This window comes from Rhodococcus sp. SBT000017, from assembly GCF_003688915.1.
Taxonomy (GTDB): Bacteria; Actinomycetota; Actinomycetes; order Mycobacteriales; family Mycobacteriaceae; genus Rhodococcoides.
The window spans coordinates 1-23,721 of sequence record NZ_REFU01000003.1 but is presented as its reverse complement, the minus strand read 5'-3'; the positions used below and the strand labels follow the sequence as shown (position 1 = coordinate 23,721).

The following is a 23,721-nucleotide window of genomic DNA, read 5'->3' as shown; positions in this document are numbered from 1 at the left end:
GAATCTCCGGCAATGACGACGACACTCCCCATCGGGCTCACGGTCACCGCGCGCGTTCCGGCGTCCAGTGCCAACATCGGACCCGGATTCGACAGTCTCGGAATCGCTTTGGGGCTGTACGACGAGATCGAGGTCACGACCACCGCGTCGGGACTTCGAATTCACGTCGACGGTGAGGGTTCGGCGGACGTGCCGTGGGGTCCGACGCATCTGGTGGTGCGCGCCATCGAGCGGGGACTCGAAGCTGCCGGAGTGTGGGCCGACGGTTTGGATGTCCACTGCCGCAACGTGATTCCGCATTCGAGGGGGCTCGGTTCCTCCGCGTCGGCTGTGGTCGGTGGCCTGGCTGCCGCCAATGCGCTGGCCGCGAAAGTTGATCCGTCGCTCGCGCTGTCGGAGGGCCAGCTCGTCCAGCTGTCGTCGGAGTTCGAGGGTCATCCCGACAACGCGTCGGCGAGTTGCCTCGGCGGTGCGGTCGTGTCCTGGAGCGAACCGCCCAATGCCAGTGTGACGGCGCGGAACTACGCAGCCGTGCGGCTCGAGGTGCACCCGAGCATCAAGGTCGTCGTGCTCATACCGTCCGAACGCTCGTCGACGTCGCACACCCGGGGACTGTTGCCCGAGTTGGTGCCCCATCGTGACGCGGCCTTCAATGTCAGCCGAAGTGCACTTGCGGTGGTGGCGCTGACCGAGCGTCCTGATCTGTTGATGTCCGCGACGGAGGACCTGCTGCATCAAGGCCAGCGCGCCCAGGCGTTGCCCGACACCACTCGCTGGATCGCCACCTTGCGTGCGCGGTCCATCGCAGCCGTGGTGTCCGGCGCGGGCCCGACGGTCATGGCGCTGTGCACCGAGGAGTTTCCGGCCGATCTGCGTGAGGCTGCATCGGCCGAGGGGTGGCGGGTGCTCGACCTCGACGTGGCCGACGGAGTCACCGTCGCGTGACAACCGACGAGTAGGGTTCTTGCCGAGTGGGGACAACGGCGCTATGGTGAACCCTGTCCGTACATCGTGCGCTTCAGACGCCGGTTTCGTCAGGGCAATCAGGTCGCTGTATTCGGGGGATTCAAACGTCCGAGTGATGTGACGCTCCTGACTCGATCCTCCCCGTGGTTCTCTGCGGTCTCGGATCGATGGTGTCGTCGACGGAGTGCGTCGAACATGAACGGCAATATCCGAGCTCGGCAGAACGCCGAACTGCGGAACGAACCCTCGGCTGCGCATCGAGCGAGCGAGGGAAGGAAAGGACCTCCGTGACCGATACGGAACTAATCTCTGCGCCCGAAACGTCACGCCGACGTGCAGGCCTGTCCGGAATGGTTCTCACCGAGCTGCGCAGCCTCGCTGGTGAACTCGGTATCAAGAGCGTTTCCGGTATGCGCAAGGGCGATCTGATCGCTGCGATTTCCGAGCGTCAGTCGGGCAGCGCACCGGCCAAGTCGGACGCGCCGAAATCCGACGCACCGAAATCCGACGCACCCCGGTCGCGTCGTGCCGCTGCATCCGCGCCTGCCGTCGAAGATCGGCCGGCAGCCGAGGCGGCACCGAAGCAGTCGGCTCCCGAAGTGCCGTCCTCGGACGCACCCGCGACGCAATCGAGCGATTCTGCCGATGCGGCTCCCGAGACGGGTCGCCGGACACGCGGACGTCGTGCCGCAGGTCGGCGCGCCGGTGCTCCCGATCAACTCCCACTCGACGACAGCAACGATTCGGCCGGATCCGCTCCCGCGGCGACCGATTCGCCCGCAGCCGCGCCGCAGGCCGAGAAGTCGGACGAGACCGGCGACAGCGCCGCCACCGAGCGGCCCCGTCGTAGCCGCGGCGAACGTAACCGCCAGGACGGGTCGGAGCGCGAACCGCGTGACGCCGACGGCAACCGCGACAACGCGAACCGTGAGTCCGGAAGCCGCAATCAAGGCGACCGGGACGGCTCCAACCGCGAGAGCGGCAATCGTGACAACGGAAACCGCAATCAGGGTGACCGGGACAACTCGAACCGCGACGGCGGCGGTCGCAATCAGGGCGGTCGCAATCGCAATCAGGGCGACGGTCGCAACGACAACCGCAACGAGGATCGCAACAACGGTCCGCGCGACAACCGCGACAACAACCAGGACGACGACGGCGAAGGCCGCGGACGTCGGGGACGTCGGTTCCGTGAACGCCGTCGCGGACGCGACCGTGGCGAAGGCAACGAGGGTGGCGGTGGCCGCGAGCGCGACACCGAGATTCGCGAGGACGATGTTCTTCAGCCGGTAGCCGGCATCCTCGACGTGCTCGACAACTACGCGTTCGTCCGCACTTCCGGCTACCTCGCCGGACCCAACGACGTCTACGTGTCGATGAACCTCGTGCGCAAGAACGGCCTTCGACGCGGCGACGCGGTGACCGGCGCAGTTCGAGTGGCACGCGAAGGCGAGCAGTCCGGTCAGCGGCAGAAGTTCAACCCGCTCGTGCGTCTGGACACCGTCAACGGGGGAGAGGTCGAGGCCGCGCGCAAGCGTCCGGAATTCGGCAAGCTCACCCCGCTGTACCCCAATCAGCGGCTGCGCCTCGAGACGCAGCAGAACATCCTGACCACACGCATCATCGACTTGGTGATGCCGATCGGCAAGGGCCAACGCGCGCTCATCGTCAGCCCGCCGAAGGCAGGTAAGACGAGCGTTCTGCAGGCCATCGCCAACGCGATCGCGATCAACAATCCCGAGTGTTATCTGATGGTCATCCTCGTCGACGAGCGTCCCGAGGAAGTGACGGATATGCAGCGCTCCGTCAAGGGCGAGGTCATCGCGTCGACGTTCGACCGGCCACCGGGCGACCACACCGCCGTGGCCGAGCTGGCGATCGAACGGGCCAAGCGCCTGGTCGAAGCCGGCCAGGACGTGGTGGTTCTGCTCGACTCGATCACCCGTCTGGGACGTGCGTACAACAACAGCTCGCCCGCATCCGGCCGAATCCTGTCCGGTGGTGTCGACTCGACCGCGCTGTACCCGCCGAAGCGATTCCTCGGTGCGGCTCGAAACATCGAGCACGGTGGATCGCTGACGATCATCGCCACGGCCATGGTCGAAACCGGATCCACCGGCGACACCGTGATCTTCGAGGAGTTCAAGGGCACCGGCAACGCCGAGCTCAAGCTCGATCGCAAGATCGCCGAACGCCGCGTGTTCCCGGCCGTCGACATCAACCCGTCGAGCACCCGCCACGACGAGCTGCTCCTTGCTCCCGACGAGGCTGCCGTTGTGCACAAGCTACGGCGCGTGTTGTCCGGACTCGACTCGCATCAGGCCATCGACCTGCTGGTCGATCGCCTGAAGAAGAGCAAGAACAACCTGGAATTCCTCATGGAGGTCTCCAAGACCGCGCCGGGCGGCAACAACGACTGACCGGGTGTTCCCCGGATCTTTCGCCCGGGGAACAAGCCGGCAGGTGCGTGCGTTGTAAGCATCTGTCGGCACAGAAGTACCGACGATTAGCAGGGCGGATGCACGCTCTGGCATAATCAACGGCCGAGTCCGGTTCCGGTTCACGTCTTCGATCGGCGAAGGCGACCCGGCGACCATTACAAAGAACGGTAAGGACACCATGAAGGCAGGAATTCACCCCGACTACACACTGACGACAGTCGTCTGTGGTTGCGGCAATACTTTCGAGACCCGAAGCACCACCGACAAAGAGCGCATCAGCGTCGAGGTCTGCTCGCAGTGCCACCCCTTCTACACCGGCAAGCAGAAGATTCTCGACACCGGCGGCCGCGTCGCTCGCTTCGAGGCTCGCTACGGCAAGCGCGCCGGCAAGAAGGCCGACGCAGACAGCTAGCTGTTCCGCCGACGCCCGTCCTGTGATTCACAGGACGGGCGTCGGTTTTTTTGTGTCCACACCCAGTTGCACCCGCGTTCGAGAGTGAGTCATCCCCATGGCGAGAACAGACAAGCCTTCGGCCATCGACGACATCCTTGCCGAACACTCCGGACTCGAGCAGCAACTCGCCGACCCAGCTCTGCACAACGATCCGTCCGCTGCCCGCAGAGCAGGCAAGAGATTCGCCGAACTGGCCCCCATCATGTCCGCGCACACCAAGCTGACCTCCGCGCAGGACGACCTCGAAGCCGCGCGTGAGTTGGCGGCCGACGATTCGTCGTTCGCGGCCGAGATTCCCGATCTCGAGGCGACCGTGTTGCAGCTCGAGCAGACTCTGACCGACCTGCTGGCACCACGTGACCCGCACGACGGCGAGGACATCGTGATGGAGGTCAAGTCGGGTGAGGGTGGCGAGGAATCGGCGCTCTTCGCAGCCGATCTCGCGCGGATGTACGTGCGCTACGCCGAACGCCGCGGGTGGCGGGTCGAAGTCCTCGACGCGAACGTCTCGGACCTGGGTGGATACAAGGACGCGACCCTGTCGATCAAGACCAAGGATCCACTCGACGGCGTCTGGGCCCGGTTGAAGTTCGAGGGTGGGGTCCACCGCGTGCAGCGGGTACCGGTCACCGAATCACAGGGACGCGTGCACACCTCTGCGGCCGGAATTCTCGTGTATCCCGAACCGGACGAGGTCGAAGAAGTTCAGATCGACGAAACCGACTTGCGCATCGACGTGTATCGCTCGTCCGGCAAGGGCGGCCAGGGCGTCAACACCACCGACTCCGCGGTCCGGCTCACGCACCTTCCCACGGGCATCGTGGTCACCTGCCAGAACGAGCGCTCGCAGTTGCAGAACAAGGCGCGTGCGATGCAGGTTCTCGCCGCTCGCCTGCAGGCGGCCGCTGAGGAAGCGGCCAACGAAGAGGCCTCGGCCGGACGAGCCAGCCAGGTGCGCACCGTCGACCGCTCGGAGCGGATCAGAACCTACAACTACCCCGAGAACCGCATCACCGATCACCGCATCGGGTTCAAGGCGCACAATCTCGACGCCCTGCTCGACGGCGAGATGGATGCGTTGCTCGACGCGCTCGCCAAGGCGGACCGCGACGCGCGCATGCAAGCAGAGTAATTGCGGCACATAGCTTTACAGATTTCGCCGGGCCGATTCGCCGATCGGTGCGATACCCTGGCGGCCAGGTTCGACCCCGTAACAGCGCCCCGAGAGGCACACCAGACATGAACCAGCCCCTGACCCCCGCAGGCGAGAACGCCGTGTCCGAGCTGTCGTCGCGCTACGGCGTCTCGACCGACGCCGTCCGCACGATGCTCGACGCCGTCAACAACGGCCGCGGCACCATGGCGCAGTTCAACATCCCCGAGCTCGGCGGCAGTGGGCAGTGGATGCGCGGCGGAATGACCATGGTGGGCAACATGTTCGATCACGGACTCAAGAGCCGGGTCGACGGCCTCTGCCGCGATCTGTCTGCAGTGCTGGCGCAGCATCAGGTGTACCCGCCCAGGGAGACCGGCAACAGCTCGTTCGGTGGAAACTCGTTCGGCGGCGGCTCGTGGTGGCCGTCGGATCTCGGTGCACCGAGCTCGAGCGGGGGTCAGAACGGCTCGCAGTACGCAGTGTTCCCGGGTTCTCGACGCCTCGCCGTGTTGGTCGGCGGCGAATTGGCCGTGTACGACACTCTCGATCACTCCATCGGCGGAGTCCAGCAACAGCAGGGCGGTGGACCGGGCTCGCTCGAGTTCACCAGCCAGTACGGCACGTTCACCGCCGGCAGCCTGCCTCGCGTCGACCAGCAGTCGAGCGGAACGAACTCGCAGAACCAGGCGGCACCGCAAGCCGCTCCGCAGAGCTACACGCAACCGTCCTCCTCGCAGCAGTCCTCGAACCAGACGCCTCAGAGCAACCCGTCGGGCGTGGACATCTCCGACATCACGGCTGCGATCGAGGCACTCGCAGGTCTGCACGCGAAGGGCTTCCTCACCGACGACGAGTTCTACGCCAAGAAGTCGGAGTTGCTGGGGCGCGTGTGACAGGGTTGTCGGTGCCTCGTGGCAGTCTGTACTGGTGAGTCGCAAGCCGCTACGTCTGGCCATCCTCGAAGCAACGTCGATGCTCGATGCTGCCGGTGTGCCGAGCCCACGGGTCGATGCGGAGCTGCTCGCCGCACACCTCGTCGGCGTGGATCGCTGCCGTCTCGGTCTGGTTCCTCTCGTCGAACCCGAGGTTGTCGAGGCGTACTTCCGCACCGTCGAGCAACGCGCGAAACGCATTCCGCTGCAATACATCACGGGAACGACCTCGCTGGGCAACATCGACGTCGAAGTAGGACCGGGTGTGTTCGTGCCTCGGCCGGAAACCGAATTGTTGTTGGCCTGGGCTCTGGCGTTCCTCGAGAATGTCGACCACCATCCGCCGGTGATTCTCGATCTGTGTACGGGCTCGGGCGCATTGGCACTGGCGATCGCCAACGCTCGGCCCGACGCCGTCGTCCATGCCGTCGAACTCGACCCGTCTGCATTGGCGTGGGCCCGGCGCAATGCCGATCTGCGTAGCGGCCACGGCGACACCCCGATCACACTGCACCACGGCGACGTCACGGCCCGAGATCTGTTGACCGAACTCGACGGTGCAGTCGACATGATCGTCGCCAACCCGCCCTACATCCCGGAGGGGGCAGACCTGGACCCCGAGGTGATCGATCACGACCCGCACATGGCGCTGTTCGGCGGTGCGGACGGACTGTCGGTCATCGAACCGATGATCGGCAACATCGCCCGCTGGCTTCGGATCGGCGGCGGCGTCGCGATCGAACACGACGATTCCAATGGCAGCGAGGTTGCGGTTCTGCTGTCCAGGCGACGAGTGTTCACCGAGGTCACCGCGCATCCGGATCTGGCGGGTAGACCACGGTTCGTCGTCGCCGCACGGGCACACTCGGCCCCGGCCTGACGACGGGAACGGCAGGCGGGCGACACCTGACATCACTTCGTTATCGAAGGTGGAAGGATAGGTGCCGTGAGTACCGTCTACGACTGCCGTGAAGCCGACGCGCGCGCTGCCGGATTGACCGCTGCCCGCGGTGCCCTGAAGTCCGGCCGACTCGTCGTCATGCCTACCGACACCCTGTACGGGATCGCCGCCGATGCATTCGACGGCAGCGCTGTCACGGATCTGCTGCGGGCCAAGGGCAGGGGACGCGATATGCCGGTTCCCGTGCTCGTCGGTTCGTGGAACACCATCGACGGCCTGGTCCAGAGTGTCCGGCCACGCACCCGAGACCTGATTCGTGCCTTCTGGCCCGGCGCACTGAGCGTCGTGGTGCAGCAGGCTCCATCCTTGGCCTGGGATCTGGGTGACGCCCAGGGCACCGTCATGTTGCGGATGCCGCTGCACCCGGTTGCACTCGAGCTGTTGCGCGAGGTCGGCCCGCTCGCAGTGTCCAGTGCCAACATCTCCGGCAGTCCACCCGCCACCACCGTGACGGAGGCGCGAGATCAACTCGGCGGCTCGGCGGCGGTCTACCTGGACGGGGGACCGGCCGATCACGCGGTGGCGTCGACCATCATCGATCTGACGAGCGATCGAGCACGAATTCTCCGGGTCGGTGCCATTCCCACCGAGAAGATTGCCGAGGTTCTCGGTGTCACCGCCGAAAGCCTGGTTCCGGGAGCGTCCTGACATGCCTGTCCGTGCCGCATGAGCGTCGAGATGTTGGCTCAGTCGAATCTGGGTGCAGGCGTTCCTATCCGCGAGCTACTGCTGGTCTTTCTCACTGCCGCCGTCGTCACGTTCTTCGCCACCGGCGGAGTCCGAGTGGCGGCCATCAAGTTCGGTGCCGTCGCTGTTCCTCGTGATCGTGACGTCCACGTGCAGGCCACCCCGAGGCTCGGGGGAGTGGGAATCTACGTGGGCATGCTGGCGGCGCTGCTCTTCGCGTCGCAGCTGCCAGCGCTGGCTCGCGGATTCGACGTCGCCTACAACCGCGACATTCCCGCCGCATTGGTTGCCGGCTTCGTGATCGTGCTGGTCGGCGTCATCGACGACCGATGGGGTCTGGACGCCCTGACCAAGTTCGTCGGTCAGGTGACGGCGGCCGGAGTCCTCGTCATCATGGGGGTGAGCTGGGTCGTTCTGTATCAGCCGTGGGGAGGCGAGCCCGGTCAGCCGGGTAGCACCCTGGTGCTCGACCAACTGCAAGCCGGACTGGTGACCGTTCTGATCACCGTCGTGATCGTCAATGCAATGAATTTCGTCGACGGTCTCGACGGGCTGGCGGCCGGGCTCGGGCTCATTTCCTCAGTGGCGATCTGCATCTTCTCGGTAGGGCTGTTGCAGGAGCAGGGCGGTGACGTCGGCGTCTACCCGCCGGCGCTGATTGCAGCGGCGCTGGCGGGCGCGTGCCTGGGGTTTCTGCCGCACAACTTCCAACCCGCGCGCATCTTCATGGGAGATTCGGGATCGATGCTCATCGGTCTGACGCTGGCCACGATCTCGACCAGTGCCTCGGGGCGGATCCCGTTGACGGCGTACGGCCCACGCGACCTGCTGGGTCTGCTGTCGCCGCTTCTGCTGGTCGGGGCCGTGATGCTCATCCCGATCCTCGACCTGCTGCTGGCTGTCATCCGCCGTACGCGAGCAGGGCGGAGTCCCTTCAGCCCCGACAAGATGCACCTGCACCATCGGCTGCTGCAGATCGGACATTCGCACCGCCGGGTGGTGCTGGTGATCTACCTGTGGGTCGGTGTCCTCGCCTTCGGGGCGGTGGGGTCGTCCCTGTTGGACCGCCGAATAGTGGTGCTTCTGGTCGCAGCCGGTCTGGTGTTCGCACTGGTCGTCACGGCTGTGCCCACATTGAGGGTGGACCGATCGCAGGGCTCGGAAGCGCGAAGCGCCCGACGCGGCGGCTGATCCCGTCGGTTGTTCGCGGTCGCGAGCTGGGTACCCTCGACAACTGTGACCTTCACTCCGCAGTCCATGCCCGATCAATTCGCGCCGCTTCGCGCCGCAGTCCGATACGGACTCATCGGACTGGTGATGCTGACCGTGGTGAGCGTAGGTATATCCGTGGCCGCGGCCGGAACGCCCGGCCTGTGGGGATCGATCATCGGTGTGGCCATCGGCGGAGGCTTCGTCATCACGACGGCGTTGTCTGTTGCTCTCACCACGCGATTTCCGGCCTCGGCGGTCGGAGCCCTGCTGTTGGGCGGTTGGTTGGTGAAGATGGTGATTGCGCTGATCGTGCTGGTCGCACTCAAGGACGCCGACTTCTACAACCGCTACGCGTTGGGCCTGACGATTCTGGGAGCGCTCGTCGTCGTGCTCGGTGCGGAGGTCTTCGGGGTCGTCAAGACCAAGGTCGCCTACGTGGACAGCGTCCCCGCCGAGGACAAGACCGACGATCGGTAGTACGACAGCCTGTCGTAATCGGTTAAGCTGAGGGCCGCCTACACAACGTCGTAGTTCTGTTGATAAAGTTTGCATCAAGCGGTGGGCAAGACTGGGACGAAAGAGACTTTTTCCCTGGACTCGACCCCCGCAGGTAGCAGTCAGCGTGAGCTTCCTTACAGTAGGCCCGGAGTCATCGACTTCGGCAACGTAAGGTTCCGCCCTGAGAGTTGCCGAGTCGACGTGAGTCGCCGACACCCGACAGACGCTTGGCCGATGAAGACCGGGCCTCAGCCTCTGACGATTGCGAGCCGATTTTCGTCGACTTGATAGATCGTCATTGTCCGATCGAACCGCAGTCGTTACCCGGCTGCGGCCCGAACACGGGAGAGACCGCTGAGCGTCACCACCCTGGCTGCGGAATACAGTCCGCCGTCACTATCCGATTTCTTTCCTCCCGCGGTGCTGTTCGAGGGGACCCCGTTCGAGCTCGACAGGCTGATGCTCATCCGCATCCTGATGTCGGCGATTCTGATCATCTTCATGGTGGTTGCCCTCCGCAGCCCGAAGATCGTTCCGCGTGGTCTTCAGAACGTCGGAGAGATCGCTCTCGATTTCGTTCGGATCCACGTCGCAGAAGATGTGCTCGGTAAAGAACAGGGTCGTCGGTTCCTGCCCGTCATCATGACCATCTTCTTCACGGTGTTCGCGGTGAACGCGAGCGCTGTCATTCCGTTTCTGAACATCTCGTCGAATGCGCGCATCGGCTTACCGATCGTGCTCGCTGCGGTCGCGTACGTCGCGTTCATCTACGCAGGCGTCAAGAAGTTCGGTGTCGGGAAGTTCGTCAAGGGCACCATCGTCATCCCGGGCATTCCGCCGGCGATGCACGTGCTGCTGATCCCGCTCGAGTTCGTCTCGAACTTCGTACTTCGCCCGTTCACGTTGACGGTGCGTCTGCTCGCCAACATGCTGGCCGGCCACATCATGCTCGTGCTGTTCTTCAGCGCGACCCAGTTCTTCCTCTTCGAGGCGTCGGCCGGGCTGAAGATCTTCGCGGCACCCTCGCTCATCATGGGCTTCCTGTTCACGTTGTTCGAGATGCTGGTGATCTTCCTCCAGGCCTACATTTTCGCGCTGCTCACGGCGATCTACATCGATCTGTCGCTGCACGCAGACTCGCACTGACCGACCAACTGACCGAACCAGCTACACCGCCACCTCCGACACCCGGATGTGGACCGAAGAAAGGGAACGGAAAACCCAATGAGCCTTGAAGTTCTGGCCCAGGCGCAGGAAATCAACGCAAGCGGCTACGGCGCCATCGGCTACGGCCTCGCAGCGATCGGTGGTGGCATCGGCCTCGGCCTCGTCGTCGCCAAGAACATGGAAGCAACCGCTCGCCAGCCCGAGCTGGCCGGTCAGCTCCGTACCACCATGTTCCTCGGCATCGCATTCACCGAGTCCCTCGCCCTGATCGGCCTCGTCGCCGGCTTCATTCTCTGAGAGCGCGATGACAAACGCGATTACGTTGCTGGCGGCGGAGGGGGAGGAATACAACCCTCTTCTGCCCGCAACCTACGACATCGTTTGGTCGCTGGTCTGTGTCGCGGCAATCGGCTTCCTCTTCTGGAAGTACGTGGTGCCGCGCTTCACCAAGGTTCTCGCTGAGCGTTCCGAGCTCATCGAAGGCGGAATCAAGAAGGCCGAAGAGGCACAGGCGGAAGCCAAGGCTGCACTCGAGCAGTACCACGCTCAGCTGGCCGACGCCCGTTCCGAGGCCGCGCAGATCCGTGAGGAAGCGCGCACTCAGGGGCAGGCGATTCTCGCCGAGATGAAGGAAAAGGCGCAGGAAGAAAGCGACCGGATCGTGGCTGCAGGTCACAATCAGCTCGTTGCTCAGCGTCAGCAGATCGTCACCGAGCTTCGGGGAGATCTGGGACGCACGGCCGTCGAACTCGCTGAGAAGGTCATCGGAGAGCAGTTGTCCGACGACGCGAAGCGTTCCAGTTCGATCGATCGCTTCCTCAACGAGTTGGATTCCGTCACCGCGGACTCCGCATCCGGAAAGTGAGTCGAACCATGTACGCAACTTCTCGTGAGGCACTCGCCCGCACGCGGTCGGTTGCCCACGAAGCTCTGGGGTCCGCGTCGGCAGGCGAGGCAACAGCCGTCGCTGCTCAGACCGGTGCCGAGTTGTTCGCCGTCGTCGACACTCTCGACGCGCAGCGCACGTTGCGTACCGCTCTCGCCGATTCGTCGGTCGAGGGCGTTCGGCGAAGCGATCTGGCCGGAGAGGTCTTCTCCGGCCAGGTGTCGAGTGCAACGGCGACGATCGTCAAGGCCGCTGCCGGTGAAAGCTGGTCCACCGCTCGTGACCTGCTGAACTCGCTGGTCGAGCTGGGACGTGAAGCTCTGCTTCGCGCCGCGGCCGATCAGGATCAGTTGGACACGGTCGAGGACGAACTGTTCCGGCTCGGGCGGATCGTGGCAGCCAACCCGCAGCTCGAGCAGGCCCTGTCGGATCGCTCGAAGCCTTCGCAGGCCAAGCGTGAACTGCTCGGTCGCCTGCTCTACGGCAAGGTCACCGCGGTCACCGAGGCGCTCGCAGTTCAGGCTGTGACGCGTCCGCGAAAGACGGCTCCCGCGGACGTACTGAACGGACTGGCCGATCTGGCCGCCGAACAGCGTGACCGCGCGGTTGCACACGTCCGCAGCGCAGCCCCACTGAGCGACAGTCAGCTCGAGAAGCTGACGGCAACCTTGACCCGCACGTACGGCAAGCAGGTCACGGTGCATGTAGAGGTCGATACCGAACTGCTCAGCGGACTTGTCGTTCGTATCGGCGACGAGGTCATCGACGGTAGCGGGGCAGGCCGCCTCGCTGCATTGCGAAAGACGCTCAAATAGTCCGACACGGACACAGTAACGAGAAGAAGCGTCTCGACTTTCGAGACATTTCACCCCGCGATCATTTGAAGGAAGAGCAGGAAACACTATGGCGGAGCTGACGATCTCCTCCGACGAGATCCGTAGCGCGATCGATAACTTCACCGCGAGCTACTCACCGGAGTCTTCCCGCGAGGAGGTCGGCACGGTTACGGACACGAGCGACGGAATCGCTCACGTGTCCGGATTGCCGTCGGCGATGTCCAACGAACTCCTGGAATTCCCCGGCGGAGTCCTCGGTGTCGCGCTGAACCTGGATGCCACCGAAATCGGTGCCGTCATCCTCGGTGACTACGAGCACATCGAAGAAGGCCAGGAAGTCAAGCGCACCGGAGACGTGTTGTCGGTCCCCGTGGGCGACGGCTACCTCGGCCGCGTCGTGGACCCCCTGGGCAAGCCCATCGACGGCCTCGGCGACATCGAGTCCTCCGAGACCCGCGCCCTCGAACTGCAGGCTGCCTCGGTGCTCGAGCGCCAGCCCGTCGAGGAGCCGCTGCAGACCGGAATCAAGGCGATCGACGCCATGACCCCGATCGGCCGCGGCCAGCGTCAGCTCATCATCGGCGACCGCAAGACCGGCAAGACCGCGGTCTGCATCGACGCGATCCTGAACCAGAAGGCCAACTGGGAGAGCGGTGACGAGAAGAAGCAGGTTCGCTGCATCTACGTCGCCATCGGCCAGAAGGGCTCCACGATCGCAGGCGTCAAGGCTGCACTCGAGGAGCAGGGCGCACTCGAATACACGACCATCGTCGCGGCTCCCGCGTCCGATTCGGCCGGCTTCAAGTGGCTCGCCCCGTACACCGGCTCGGCCATCGGCCAGCACTGGATGTACCAGGGCAAGCACGTCCTCATCGTGTTCGACGACCTGACCAAGCAGGCCGAGGCGTACCGCGCCATCTCGCTGCTGCTGCGTCGTCCGCCGGGCCGCGAGGCATACCCCGGTGACGTCTTCTACTTGCACTCCCGTCTGCTGGAGCGCTCGGCGAAGCTGTCCGACGAGCTCGGTGGCGGATCGTTGACGGCTCTGCCGATCATCGAGACCAAGGCCAACGACGTCTCGGCGTACATCCCGACCAACGTCATCTCGATCACCGACGGCCAGGTCTTCCTGGAGTCGGACCTGTTCAACAAGGGCGTCCGTCCCGCGATCAACGTCGGTATCTCGGTGTCCCGAGTCGGCGGCGCGGCACAGACCAAGGGCATGAAGAAGGTCTCCGGATCTCTTCGCCTCGAGCTCGCTCAGTTCCGTGAGCTGGAAGCCTTCTCGGCGTTCGCATCCGACCTCGACGCGGCCTCCAAGGCGCAGCTCGAGCGCGGCGCACGTCTGGTCGAGCTCCTCAAGCAGGATCAGTACGCCCCGGTTGCCGTCGAAGACCAGATCGTCTCGATCTGGCTCGCAGGCCAGGGCACGTACGACTCGGTGCCCGTCGGCGACGTGCGTCGCTTCGAGACCGAACTGCTCGAGGATCTGCACCGCAACGCCAGCGGCGTCTACGACAGCATTGCCGGTGGCAAGGCTCTCGACGAGGACAACCAGAAGGCGCTGACCGAGGCGACCGAGAAGTTCAAGGCCGGATTCGTCGACTCGGACGGCAACCGCGTCGTCAACGAGGCCGAGGCCGACACTCTGAACGCCGATGAGGTCAGCCAGGAGCAGGTCAACGTCACTCGCAAGACAGTCAGCAAGTAGGCCGGCGATGACAGGTGACAAGACGAGCACAGAAGGGAGCGTGAACAGCTAGATGGCAAGCATTCTCGAGCTTCGCTCCCGCATCAAGTCGGTCAACTCGACCAAGAAGATCACCAAGGCACAAGAGTTGATCGCGACATCGCGAATCACCAAGGCCCAGGCCCGCGTTGCCGCGTCGAAGCCGTATGCGGAAGAGATCACCAAGGTGCTCTCCGCGTTGGCGAGTGCATCGAGCTCGCTCGATCACCCGTTGCTCAACGAGCGAACCGAGCCCAAGCGTGCCGCAGTTCTGGTCGTGACCAGCGACCGCGGTATGTGCGGCGGCTACAACTCCAACGTGCTCAAGGAGACGGAAGAGCTGTTCCAGCTGCTCCGCTCCGAGGGCAAGGATCCGGTCATCTACGTCCTCGGCGCAAAGGGCCTGGGCTACTACACATTCCGCGAGCGGGATGTGAAGGGTGCCTGGACGGGCTTCTCGCAGGAGCCCGGGTACGCCGACGCGGCCAAGGCGAGCAGGCACCTGGTCGAGCTGTTCATGGCCGGCTCGGGCACCGAGGTCGACGCTCCCAACGGTGAAGGCACCGTCGAGGGCGTGGACGAGTTGCACATCGTCTACACCCGCTTCGTGTCGATGCTCACGCAGAAGCCCGAAGTTCGTCGTATGGCACCGCTCGAAATCTCGTACACCGACGAGGAGTACCAGATGGGTGCAGACGCGTTGAGCGACTCGCCGACCGCAGATGTGCAGGCACAGTACGAGTTCGAGCCGGAAGCAGGAACTCTGCTCTCGGCGCTGCTGCCCAAGTACATCAGCACCAGGATCTACGCGTCGTTGCTCGATGCAGCAGCGTCGGAGTCCGCGGCGCGTCGTACCGCCATGAAGGCAGCGACGGACAACGCGAACGAATTGGTCGAGACCTTGAGCCGTCAGGCAAACCAGGCTCGGCAGGCCCAGATCACCCAGGAAATCAGCGAAATCGTCGGTGGCGCCAACGCGTTGGCCGACAGCGCAGGAAGTGACTAAGCAATGACCGCAGCAGTAGCCCAAGAGAACGCGAGCGGAGCGGACACACAGTCCGGCCGTGTCGTTCGGGTCATCGGCCCCGTTGTGGACGTCGAGTTCCCGCGCGGCTCGATTCCCGCACTGTTCAACGCCCTCAACGCAGAGATCACTCTGCCGACCGTGGCCAAGACCCTGACGCTCGAGGTCGCACAGCACCTCGGCGACAACTTGGTTCGCACCATCTCGATGCAGCCCACCGACGGACTCGTCCGCGGCACTGCAGTCATCGACTCGGGCAAGCCGATCTCGGTTCCCGTCGGTGACGTCGTCAAGGGCCACGTGTTCAACGCCCTCGGTGACTGCCTGGACACCCCCGGACTCGGCCGCGACGGCGAGCAGTGGGGCATCCACCGCAAGCCACCAGCCTTCGATCAGCTCGAGGGCAAGACCGAGATCCTCGAGACCGGCATCAAGGTCATCGACCTTCTGACCCCGTACGTCAAGGGCGGAAAGATCGGTCTGTTCGGTGGTGCCGGTGTCGGCAAGACCGTTCTGATCCAGGAAATGATCACTCGTATCGCACGCGAGTTCTCGGGCACCTCGGTGTTCGCAGGAGTCGGCGAGCGTACCCGTGAGGGCACCGACCTTCACCTCGAGATGGAAGAGATGGGCGTCCTCCAGGACACCGCCCTCGTCTTCGGCCAGATGGATGAGCCGCCCGGCACGCGTATGCGCGTGGCGTTGTCGGCACTGACCATGGCGGAGTACTTCCGCGATGTTCAGGGACAGGACGTTCTTCTGTTCATCGACAACATCTTCCGCTTCACCCAGGCAGGTTCGGAGGTGTCGACCCTTCTCGGTCGTATGCCGTCGGCCGTCGGTTACCAGCCCACGCTGGCGGACGAGATGGGTGAGCTCCAGGAGCGCATCACCTCGACCCGTGGACGCTCGATCACCTCGCTGCAGGCGATCTACGTTCCCGCCGACGACTACACCGACCCGGCCCCGGCCACGACGTTCGCGCACCTCGATGCGACGACCGAGCTCTCGCGTCCGATTTCGCAGATGGGTATCTACCCCGCTGTGGACCCGCTGAGCTCCACCTCGCGCATCCTCGAGCCCGGCATCGTCGGTGCGGAACACTTCCGCGTCGCCAACGAGGTCAAGCGGATCCTGCAGAAGTACAAGGAGCTGCAGGACATCATCGCCATCCTCGGCATGGACGAGCTTCAGGAAGAGGACAAGGTTCTGGTCGGCCGCGCACGCCGCCTCCAGAAGTTCCTCGGCCAGAACTTCATCGTTGCCGAGAAGTTCACCGGCGAGGCCGGTTCGGTCGTGTCGCTCTCCGACACCATCGAGGCATTCGACAAGGTCACCAAGGGTGAGTACGACCACCTTCCCGAGCAGGCCTTCAACAGCTGCGGCGGTCTCGACGATGTCGAGGCAGCCGCGAAGAAGATGGCCGGAAAGTAGACCGACGTGACTTCTTCCGAGAAGAGCGGCATGGAGGTCTCCCTGGTCGCTGTGGAGCAAAAGCTGTGGTCCGGTACCGCGACCATCGTCAGCGCTCAGACCACCGAAGGTGAGATCGGCATCATGCTGGGCCACGAGCCTGTCCTCGGGCAGTTGATCGAGGGTGGCACGGTGTCGATCACGACCACGGACGGTGAGAAGCTCATCGCAGCCGTCCACGGTGGATTCCTGTCGGTGACCGGTAAGACGGTCACCGTGCTGGCAGAATCGGCCGATTTCGCCGACGACATCGATGTCGAGGCGGCACGGGCTGTAGTGGCAGAGAACGGCGACGACCTCGAGGCCATTGCTGTGGCGAAGGGGCGTGTCCGCGCTGTCGAGCGGTCCTAGGTTCACGAGAAGCCGCGACGAGACCTGCGATGCACTACGGATTGATTGTTCTGATCATTCTGGTTGTGCTGCTCGCAGGGCTCGTCGCGGCTTTTGCGTACCGTCTGATGGTTCTTCGCCGCGGGGGAACTGCGGCGATCATGCGAGTGCTGCCGTCGGACGGTGGTGCCGGTTGGCGCCACGGCATCATTCGATACGGCGACAACACCCTCGTCTTCTTCAAGCTGTCGAGTCTTCGCCCCGGCCCCGATCATCGGCTGGGTCGGCAGGACATTCATGTGGGTGATCGACGAGCCCCACGGGACACCGAGTTCGACATCATGACACCCGACATCGCGGTGTTGGAACTGTCCGACAACGGTAAGTATTTCGAGATCGCCTTGGACAGAAGTGCGTTGACCGCTTTCCTGTCCTGGGTCGAGTCTCGGCCCTCCGGCCGATCCCGTCGCCGCCGACCGGCGGCCTGATCAGCTCTCGTCGGTAGTCGGATCGCTCGGCGTGCGGCTCGATCCGGGAACCCACTGGACGTCGCCTTCGGGGTTGGCGTAACGACTCAGAATGAACAGTAGATCCGAGAGTCGGTTGAGGTATTTCGCCGGCAAGGCACTCGTTGTCTCCGGGCTCGCGTGCACTGCGGCCCATGCCGACCGCTCCGCGCGTCGGGCCACCGTTCGTGACACGTGTAGCAACGCTCCCAGCGGCGTTCCACCTGGCAGAATGAACGACGTCAGAGCGGGAAGCTCCTCGTTGAACTCGTCGCACCAGGCTTCAAGGCGGTCTACGTAGCTCTGATCGATGCGCAGAGGCGGGTACTGCGGATTCTCGACGACCGGAGTCGACAGATCGGCCCCGCGTCGAAAAGATCGCTCTGGATGGTGCGGATCACCGAATGCACCGATTCGGGCGGGTTGCCCAGTGCGAGAACCACACCCAGGCTTGCGTTGGTCTCGTCGCAGTCCGCGTAGGCGATCAGACGTTCGTCGTTCTTGGACACCCTGGAGAAATCGCTCAGCCCGGTGGTCCCGTCGTCGCCGGTTCTCGTATAGATGCGGGTGAGGTGGACGGCCATGCGCGCTACGGTACCGCGCGGGTGTCGGTCGGTCCCGCTGGCTACGCTGTCGACGTGAGTGAACGCTTTTTGGTCAACGGTGGAAATCGCCTCGTCGGTGAGGTGGCGGTCGGTGGTGCAAAGAACAGCGTCCTCAAGTTGATGGCGGCAGCGCTGCTGGCAGAGGGCACGAGCACGATCACCAATTGCCCCGACATCCTGGACGTGCCACTGATGGCGGAGGTGTTGCGTGGGCTCGGCTGTGAGGTCGAGTTGGAGGGATCGGTCGTTCACATCACCACTCCGGCCATGCCGAAGTATCACGCCGACTTCGCGGCAGTTCGCCAGTTCCGAGCTTCGGTGTGTGTGCTGGGACCGTTGGTTGCGCGATGCAAGAGAGCTGTCGTGGCACTGCCGGGTGGTGACGCGATCGGGTCGCGTCCCCTCGACATGCACCAGTCCGGTCTCCAATTGCTCGGAGCACGCAGCGAAATTCAACACGGGTGTGTCGTCGCGGAAGCGGACGAGCTGCGCGGCGCGAACATCAGACTGGCCTTTCCTTCCGTTGGTGCCACCGAGAACATCTTGATGGCCGCAGTCCTCGCCACCGGGGAGACGGTGATCGACAACGCCGCGCGTGAGCCGGACATCGTCGACGTGTGCAACATGCTCAACGAGATGGGTGCCGACGTCCGCGGTGCAGGTACATCGACCTTGACCGTTCGGGGTGTGAGCGCGCTGAAGCCGACGACCCATCGGGTGATCGGCGATCGCATCGTCGCTGCGACCTGGGGAATCGCCGCTGCCATGACTCGTGGGGATGTACGAGTCCGTGGGGTCAACCCCAAGCACCTGTCGTTGGTGTTGGACAAGTTGAGATCTGCCGGAGCCGAGGTCACCAGCGAGCCCGACGGCTTCCGCGTCGTTCAGCACGAGCGCCCGAGGGCGGTCAATTTCGCGACGCTTCCGTATCCAGGGTTCCCGACCGACCTGCAGCCGATGGCCATCGGACTCGCGACCGTCGCCGACGGCACGTCGATGATCACCGAAAACGTCTTCGAAGCTCGATTCCGGTTCGTCGAGGAGATGATCAGGCTCGGGGCCGACGCGCGTACCGATGGCCACCACGCCGTGGTTCGCGGTGTACCGCAGCTGTCCAGTGCGCCGGTATGGTCCTCCGATATCCGGGCCGGGGCCGGCTTGGTTCTCGCGGGGTTGGTGGCCGACGGTACGACAGAGGTGCACGACGTGTTCCACATCGATCGCGGTTATCCGAGATTCGTCGAGAACCTGAGTGCACTCGGTGGCAGCATCGAGCGGGTCAGCTGAGTAGCGCGGCTTCCAGCGCTTCGGCCAATATGCTTATGGCATAGTCCAATTCGTCGTCGGAGACGGATCCGTATCCGACGACGATTCCACCCCGGGCTGTGTGCGAGCGGGTCGAGTGTTCGAGTGTCGGTACGTCCACGCCACTCGCTGCACACGCGGTAGCGACGTCGCGCGCTGTGCCGGTATCGACGATCAACACCGTATGCAGCCCGGCTCCGACTCCCCGGAGCTCGCCGAACCTGGCCAGCGCTGCGGCGACCATGCGGTCACGGGTGCGATATATTCGCCGCGCAGTTCGGACGGCTCTGTCCCATTCGCCGTCGCGCAGCATGGACGTCATTGCCTGCTGGACGGGAACCGATGGGTGGTCGCCGATCGCGCGGCGCGTTGCCGAGATGCGGTCGACCATCGTCTGGGGTGCCACCATCCAGCCGAGACGTATCCCGGCACCGAGGGTCTTGGATACGGTGCCGAGGTAGACGGTTCGATCGGGTGCCAGTTCGGCCACTGTGGGCAAAAGTGCTGCACCATAACGAAATTCGGAGTCGTAGTCGTCCTCGATGATCATCGAATCGTTGCCGCGTGCCCAGTCCGCCAGGGCGCGGCGACGGCCGATGGGCATGAATGCGCCGGTCGGGTACTGATGCGACGGCGTGACGTACACGGCTGGTGTCCGCGGGGGAGCCGAGTCGAGCTGTTCGACGATCAAGCCATCGCGATCGACGGGAACGTCGTGTAAGGACCACCCGCGGTGCGTCGCGAGAGCAGCAGCGGACTTGTATCCCGGATTCTCCAGTGCCAGAACATGTTCGACGGATTCGGAAACCGAAAGCGCACCCAGGGTGAGATCGAGACCGTGAATGCTGCCCGTCGTGATCACGATCGACGCTGGAGTGGTGTGCAGTCCGCGTGCGCGGCGGAGTAGTTCGGCGACGCGAGTCCTCAGCTCGAGAGTGCCGACGGAATCCGGATAGTCGCCGGGAGGTGGTGTGCCGCCGACATCGCGCCACGCGCGCTTCCAGGCATCGGATGCCGAAGGTGGAGTCCACGGGATTCCCGGGCGGAGCGATATCCGCGGGGGTGTTCGTGGGGCAGTAAGTGCGCTCGAGGCCATCGCAGCCGATCGACTTGCGTGGGGGATTCGTCGGACGTAGTTGCCCGAACCGCGCCGGGCATCGAGCCAGCCTTCTGCGACGAGCTGTTCGTATGCCTTCTCCACGACCGCACGCGCAATGCCCAGATCGACGGAAAGCGCTCGGGTACTGGGCAATCGAGAATCGGGTTGCAGCTCTCCGTTGTCGATTGCGGATCGGATGCGATCGGCCAATTGGACGGGCAGCGTCCGAGCGTCGGCGCGATCGATGGTGATCGACAGAGAGATCGGGAGCATCGAGTTTCGCTCTCCTTCGGCATCCGCGTAAAAGTGGCCTGTACAAACTCATCTCCATTGGACCATGACGGAAGGCCACTAGTCCCGCATCCTGGACACCATGACAGCCGACGACGTGCCTCTTTCCCCGACAGCGCGAACCGTAGTGATGAGGGGTAGGAATCGTGCCGGCCTCGAACGGGCAGCGCTGCTCGACGTCCTGCGCTCGGCGCGCATCTGTCATATCGGCGTGATCGTCGCTGGGGTGCCTCGCGTCGTACCGAAGGTGTTCGGCGTCGATCCCGCCGGTCCGGACAGGGAAGGCACGCTGTACCTGCACGGATCCGTGGCGTCACGCAGCATGATCGACGCTCTTGACCAGGACATCTGCGTCACCACAACTGTCGTCGACGGACTCGTCCTGGCTCGATCGGCATTCCACCATTCGATGAACTACCGAAGTGCGGTCGTGGTCGGCCGGCCTCGCCGAGTGGAGGACGCCGACGAACGGATTCGAGCCTTGGACGCGATAGTCGATCAGGTGGTCCCCGGAAGGAGCGCGCATGTGCGTTCGCATACGCGGAAAGAGCTGGCTGCCACCGCAGTGCTGGCGCTTCCGATGTACGAGGCATCGGTGAAATCGCGGTCCGGTGGACCGGTCGACGACGACCTCGACATCCAGCGGGGAGACGTGTGGGCCGGAGTTGTTCCGGTGTGGGAGGCACTCGGCCCCGCCGAACCTGCCGCGGACCTCGCGGGGGATATTCCGGTGCCGGAGCATGTGGACAATGTGCGCCGGAACGCGATGCGGGGGTGAACGCTGTTGCGGCAGTGGCAGTTCGGGCTGTGGCTGGCATCACATCTGCGCGTTGGGGCATGTGGCAGGCGCGGTGACGTGACACTACGAGGTCGAGCTGCGTGAATGCCTCGAGAGTGTCAGTCGACCTGCCGATTTGCGTTGGTGTGGTTGGTGGCGTAACTTTTGTCGAGTCAGAGCGACGGACACCGACCCGGTCTTCACGGACAGGGTGAACGAGGTTGGACGTGTGGCTCGGCAGGTTTTATCCCCCAAGAGTCGGGCCTTGTGTCCGAGACCAAGCTGGGATAGGCTGGAGCAGTTGCCCTTGAGGCCGACGGACTGTGTGTTCGTGGGGTGAGAGTGTGTGCGTGTTCTTTGAGAACTCAACAGTGTGTCGATGAATGTCAGTGCCGAAATTATTTGTTTTGGTGAAAGCATTCGATGTATCAGCTGCCCGCTTGTGGTGGTTGTTGTCGGGTGTTGTTTGAAATGCTAGTTGAGTTTTTCTGCTAGTGATTTGACTCTTTTGTCTATGACTGATTTGTGGTTTCGGCCATGATCGAGAGTCTTTTACGGAGAGTTTGATCCTGGCTCAGGACGAACGCTGGCGGCGTGCTTAACACATGCAAGTCGAGCGGTAAGGCCTTTCGGGGTACACGAGCGGCGAACGGGTGAGTAACACGTGGGTGATCTGCCCTGCACTCTGGGATAAGCTTGGGAAACTGGGTCTAATACCGGATATGACTGCATGCCGCATGGTGTGTGGTGGAAAGATTTATCGGTGCAGGATGGGCCCGCGGCCTATCAGCTTGTTGGTGGGGTAATGGCCTACCAAGGCGACGACGGGTAGCCGACCTGAGAGGGTGACCGGCCACACTGGGACTGAGACACGGCCCAGACTCCTACGGGAGGCAGCAGTGGGGAATATTGCACAATGGGCGGAAGCCTGATGCAGCGACGCCGCGTGAGGGATGAAGGCCTTCGGGTTGTAAACCTCTTTCAGCAGGGACGAAGCGTGAGTGACGGTACCTGCAGAAGAAGCACCGGCTAACTACGTGCCAGCAGCCGCGGTAATACGTAGGGTGCGAGCGTTGTCCGGAATTACTGGGCGTAAAGAGTTCGTAGGCGGTTTGTCGCGTCGTTTGTGAAAACCCGGGGCTCAACTTCGGGCTTGCAGGCGATACGGGCAGACTTGAGTGTTTCAGGGGAGACTGGAATTCCTGGTGTAGCGGTGAAATGCGCAGATATCAGGAGGAACACCGGTGGCGAAGGCGGGTCTCTGGGAAACAACTGACGCTGAGGAACGAAAGCGTGGGTAGCAAACAGGATTAGATACCCTGGTAGTCCACGCCGTAAACGGTGGGCGCTAGGTGTGGGTTCCTTCCACGGAATCTGTGCCGTAGCTAACGCATTAAGCGCCCCGCCTGGGGAGTACGGCCGCAAGGCTAAAACTCAAAGGAATTGACGGGGGCCCGCACAAGCGGCGGAGCATGTGGATTAATTCGATGCAACGCGAAGAACCTTACCTGGGTTTGACATACACCGGAAAACCGTAGAGATACGGTCCCCCTTGTGGTCGGTGTACAGGTGGTGCATGGCTGTCGTCAGCTCGTGTCGTGAGATGTTGGGTTAAGTCCCGCAACGAGCGCAACCCTTGTCTTATGTTGCCAGCGCGTTATGGCGGGGACTCGTAAGAGACTGCCGGGGTCAACTCGGAGGAAGGTGGGGACGACGTCAAGTCATCATGCCCCTTATGTCCAGGGCTTCACACATGCTACAATGGCCAGTACAGAGGGCTGCGAGACCGTGAGGTGGAGCGAATCCCTTAAAGCTGGTCTCAGTTCGGATCGGGGTCTGCAACTCGACCCCGTGAAGTCGGAGTCGCTAGTAATCGCAGATCAGCAACGCTGCGGTGAATACGTTCCCGGGCCTTGTACACACCGCCCGTCACGTCATGAAAGTCGGTAACACCCGAAGCCGGTGGCCTAACCCCTTGTGGGAGGGAGCCGTCGAAGGTGGGATCGGCGATTGGGACGAAGTCGTAACAAGGTAGCCGTACCGGAAGGTGCGGCTGGATCACCTCCTTTCTAAGGAGCATTCTCCAGGACATGTACCAGCACACAGGTGCTCGGATGATGGTCTGGCAGAGCCCGTTTCGTTCCCACACGTGGAACGGCGGGAGCTCACGGGTGGAACACTGACAATCAGATCCTGCAGAACGCGAAACCATGTTTCGCCGGCAGGAACTATATCGATGCACTGTTGGGTCCTGAGAGAACACGCGAGTGTTTCTTTCAAGGCAAGACATATACAGAATTCGGATGGTGGTCATACCGTGCTTCCTTTGGGGAGTGGCTGGTGCTGCTGTGAGTCCGGGTTGTGTGTGTTGTTTGAGAATTGCAC

General features: G+C 63.5%; 21 protein-coding genes, 1 rRNA gene and 1 pseudogene. 21 read left to right on the top strand and 2 right to left on the bottom strand.

Annotated features, from left to right (window positions below):
* Nucleotides 1–12: 12 nt before the first annotated feature.
* The 18 genes from thrB to AYK61_RS25330 all read left to right on the top strand — a co-directional run bounded on the left by thrB (nt 13) and on the right by AYK61_RS25330 (nt 17,240).
* Nucleotides 13–945 carry a homoserine kinase gene (gene thrB, locus AYK61_RS25420; RefSeq protein ID WP_121873659.1) on the top strand — a complete coding sequence of 311 codons (933 nt, stop codon included), beginning with the start codon at nt 13–15 and terminating at the stop codon, nt 943–945.
* Between the two features lie 371 nt (nt 946–1,316).
* Complete coding sequence (rho, locus tag AYK61_RS25415; protein WP_397485801.1) at nt 1,317–3,386, top strand: transcription termination factor Rho; 2,070 nt, start codon at nt 1,317–1,319, stop codon at nt 3,384–3,386.
* 199 nt (nt 3,387–3,585) lie between these two features.
* Nucleotides 3,586–3,819 (top strand): 50S ribosomal protein L31, encoded by a 234-nt coding sequence (gene rpmE, locus AYK61_RS25410; protein WP_008715081.1) that lies wholly within the window; start codon nt 3,586–3,588, stop codon nt 3,817–3,819.
* Nucleotides 3,820–3,916: 97 nt separating this feature from the next.
* Nucleotides 3,917–4,993, top strand: a complete 1,077-nt coding sequence (gene prfA / locus AYK61_RS25405) for a peptide chain release factor 1 (protein ID WP_121873658.1) — start codon at nt 3,917–3,919, stop codon at nt 4,991–4,993.
* A 107-nt stretch (nt 4,994–5,100) separates the two neighbouring features.
* The gene (locus tag AYK61_RS25400; RefSeq protein WP_121873657.1) at nt 5,101–5,910 is read left to right on the top strand and encodes an SHOCT domain-containing protein; all 810 of its coding nucleotides are present in this window, start codon (nt 5,101–5,103) and stop codon (nt 5,908–5,910) included.
* 34 nt (nt 5,911–5,944) lie between these two features.
* Nucleotides 5,945–6,829 carry a peptide chain release factor N(5)-glutamine methyltransferase gene (prmC, locus tag AYK61_RS25395; RefSeq protein WP_121873656.1) on the top strand — a complete coding sequence of 295 codons (885 nt, stop codon included), beginning with the start codon at nt 5,945–5,947 and terminating at the stop codon, nt 6,827–6,829.
* A gap of 66 nt (nt 6,830–6,895) precedes the next feature.
* Nucleotides 6,896–7,558 (top strand): L-threonylcarbamoyladenylate synthase, encoded by a 663-nt coding sequence (locus AYK61_RS25390; RefSeq protein ID WP_121873655.1) that lies wholly within the window; start codon nt 6,896–6,898, stop codon nt 7,556–7,558.
* 18 nt (nt 7,559–7,576) lie between these two features.
* Nucleotides 7,577–8,788: a glycosyltransferase family 4 protein gene (locus AYK61_RS25385; RefSeq protein ID WP_121873654.1), complete on the top strand. Its 1,212-nt coding sequence runs from the start codon at nt 7,577–7,579 to the stop codon at nt 8,786–8,788.
* Nucleotides 8,789–8,854: 66 nt separating this feature from the next.
* The gene (locus tag AYK61_RS25380) at nt 8,855–9,286 is read left to right on the top strand and encodes a hypothetical protein (RefSeq protein ID WP_183130562.1); all 432 of its coding nucleotides are present in this window, start codon (nt 8,855–8,857) and stop codon (nt 9,284–9,286) included.
* 441 nt (nt 9,287–9,727) lie between these two features.
* A complete protein-coding gene (atpB, locus tag AYK61_RS25370; RefSeq protein WP_243597129.1) occupies nt 9,728–10,453 on the top strand; it encodes a F0F1 ATP synthase subunit A in 726 nt (241 codons plus the stop codon).
* 78 nt (nt 10,454–10,531) lie between these two features.
* Nucleotides 10,532–10,771, top strand: coding sequence for an ATP synthase F0 subunit C (locus tag AYK61_RS25365; RefSeq protein ID WP_121873651.1), 240 nt, complete (start codon nt 10,532–10,534; stop codon nt 10,769–10,771).
* Between the two features lie 7 nt (nt 10,772–10,778).
* The gene (locus AYK61_RS25360) at nt 10,779–11,339 is read left to right on the top strand and encodes a F0F1 ATP synthase subunit B (protein ID WP_121873650.1); all 561 of its coding nucleotides are present in this window, start codon (nt 10,779–10,781) and stop codon (nt 11,337–11,339) included.
* 8 nt (nt 11,340–11,347) lie between these two features.
* A complete protein-coding gene (locus tag AYK61_RS25355) occupies nt 11,348–12,175 on the top strand; it encodes a F0F1 ATP synthase subunit delta (RefSeq protein ID WP_121873649.1) in 828 nt (275 codons plus the stop codon).
* Between the two features lie 88 nt (nt 12,176–12,263).
* Entirely contained in the window at nt 12,264–13,907 is a 1,644-nt protein-coding gene (gene atpA, locus AYK61_RS25350; protein ID WP_037193380.1) for a F0F1 ATP synthase subunit alpha, read from the top strand.
* Between the two features lie 52 nt (nt 13,908–13,959).
* Nucleotides 13,960–14,931, top strand: a complete 972-nt coding sequence (locus AYK61_RS25345; protein ID WP_121873648.1) for a F0F1 ATP synthase subunit gamma — start codon at nt 13,960–13,962, stop codon at nt 14,929–14,931.
* Between the two features lie 3 nt (nt 14,932–14,934).
* The gene (gene atpD, locus AYK61_RS25340) at nt 14,935–16,383 is read left to right on the top strand and encodes a F0F1 ATP synthase subunit beta (RefSeq protein ID WP_094638681.1); all 1,449 of its coding nucleotides are present in this window, start codon (nt 14,935–14,937) and stop codon (nt 16,381–16,383) included.
* 30 nt (nt 16,384–16,413) lie between these two features.
* Nucleotides 16,414–16,773 carry a F0F1 ATP synthase subunit epsilon gene (locus AYK61_RS25335; protein ID WP_037193376.1) on the top strand — a complete coding sequence of 120 codons (360 nt, stop codon included), beginning with the start codon at nt 16,414–16,416 and terminating at the stop codon, nt 16,771–16,773.
* 29 nt (nt 16,774–16,802) lie between these two features.
* Nucleotides 16,803–17,240 (top strand): DUF2550 domain-containing protein, encoded by a 438-nt coding sequence (locus AYK61_RS25330; protein ID WP_094647098.1) that lies wholly within the window; start codon nt 16,803–16,805, stop codon nt 17,238–17,240.
* On the opposite strand, the pseudogene AYK61_RS25325 reads toward AYK61_RS25330, so the two are convergent.
* Nucleotides 17,241–17,842, bottom strand: a pseudogene (locus AYK61_RS25325) (cob(I)yrinic acid a,c-diamide adenosyltransferase). It lies immediately after the preceding gene.
* A 54-nt stretch (nt 17,843–17,896) separates the two neighbouring features.
* On the opposite strand from AYK61_RS25325, the gene murA reads away from it, so the two are divergent.
* Nucleotides 17,897–19,150, top strand: a complete 1,254-nt coding sequence (gene murA / locus AYK61_RS25320) for a UDP-N-acetylglucosamine 1-carboxyvinyltransferase (protein WP_121873713.1) — start codon at nt 17,897–17,899, stop codon at nt 19,148–19,150.
* Here the strand turns inward: murA and AYK61_RS25315 are convergent.
* Entirely contained in the window at nt 19,143–20,540 is a 1,398-nt protein-coding gene (locus AYK61_RS25315) for a PLP-dependent aminotransferase family protein (RefSeq protein ID WP_121873647.1), read from the bottom strand. The genes murA and AYK61_RS25315 overlap by 8 nt on opposite strands.
* A gap of 100 nt (nt 20,541–20,640) precedes the next feature.
* Here AYK61_RS25315 and AYK61_RS25310 point away from each other — a divergent pair, with 100 nt between their 5' ends.
* Nucleotides 20,641–21,336: a pyridoxamine 5'-phosphate oxidase family protein gene (locus AYK61_RS25310; RefSeq protein ID WP_121873646.1), complete on the top strand. Its 696-nt coding sequence runs from the start codon at nt 20,641–20,643 to the stop codon at nt 21,334–21,336.
* Nucleotides 21,337–21,887: 551 nt separating this feature from the next.
* A 16S ribosomal RNA gene (locus AYK61_RS25305) occupies nt 21,888–23,405 on the top strand.
* The last annotated feature ends 316 nt before the right edge of the window (nt 23,406–23,721 follow it).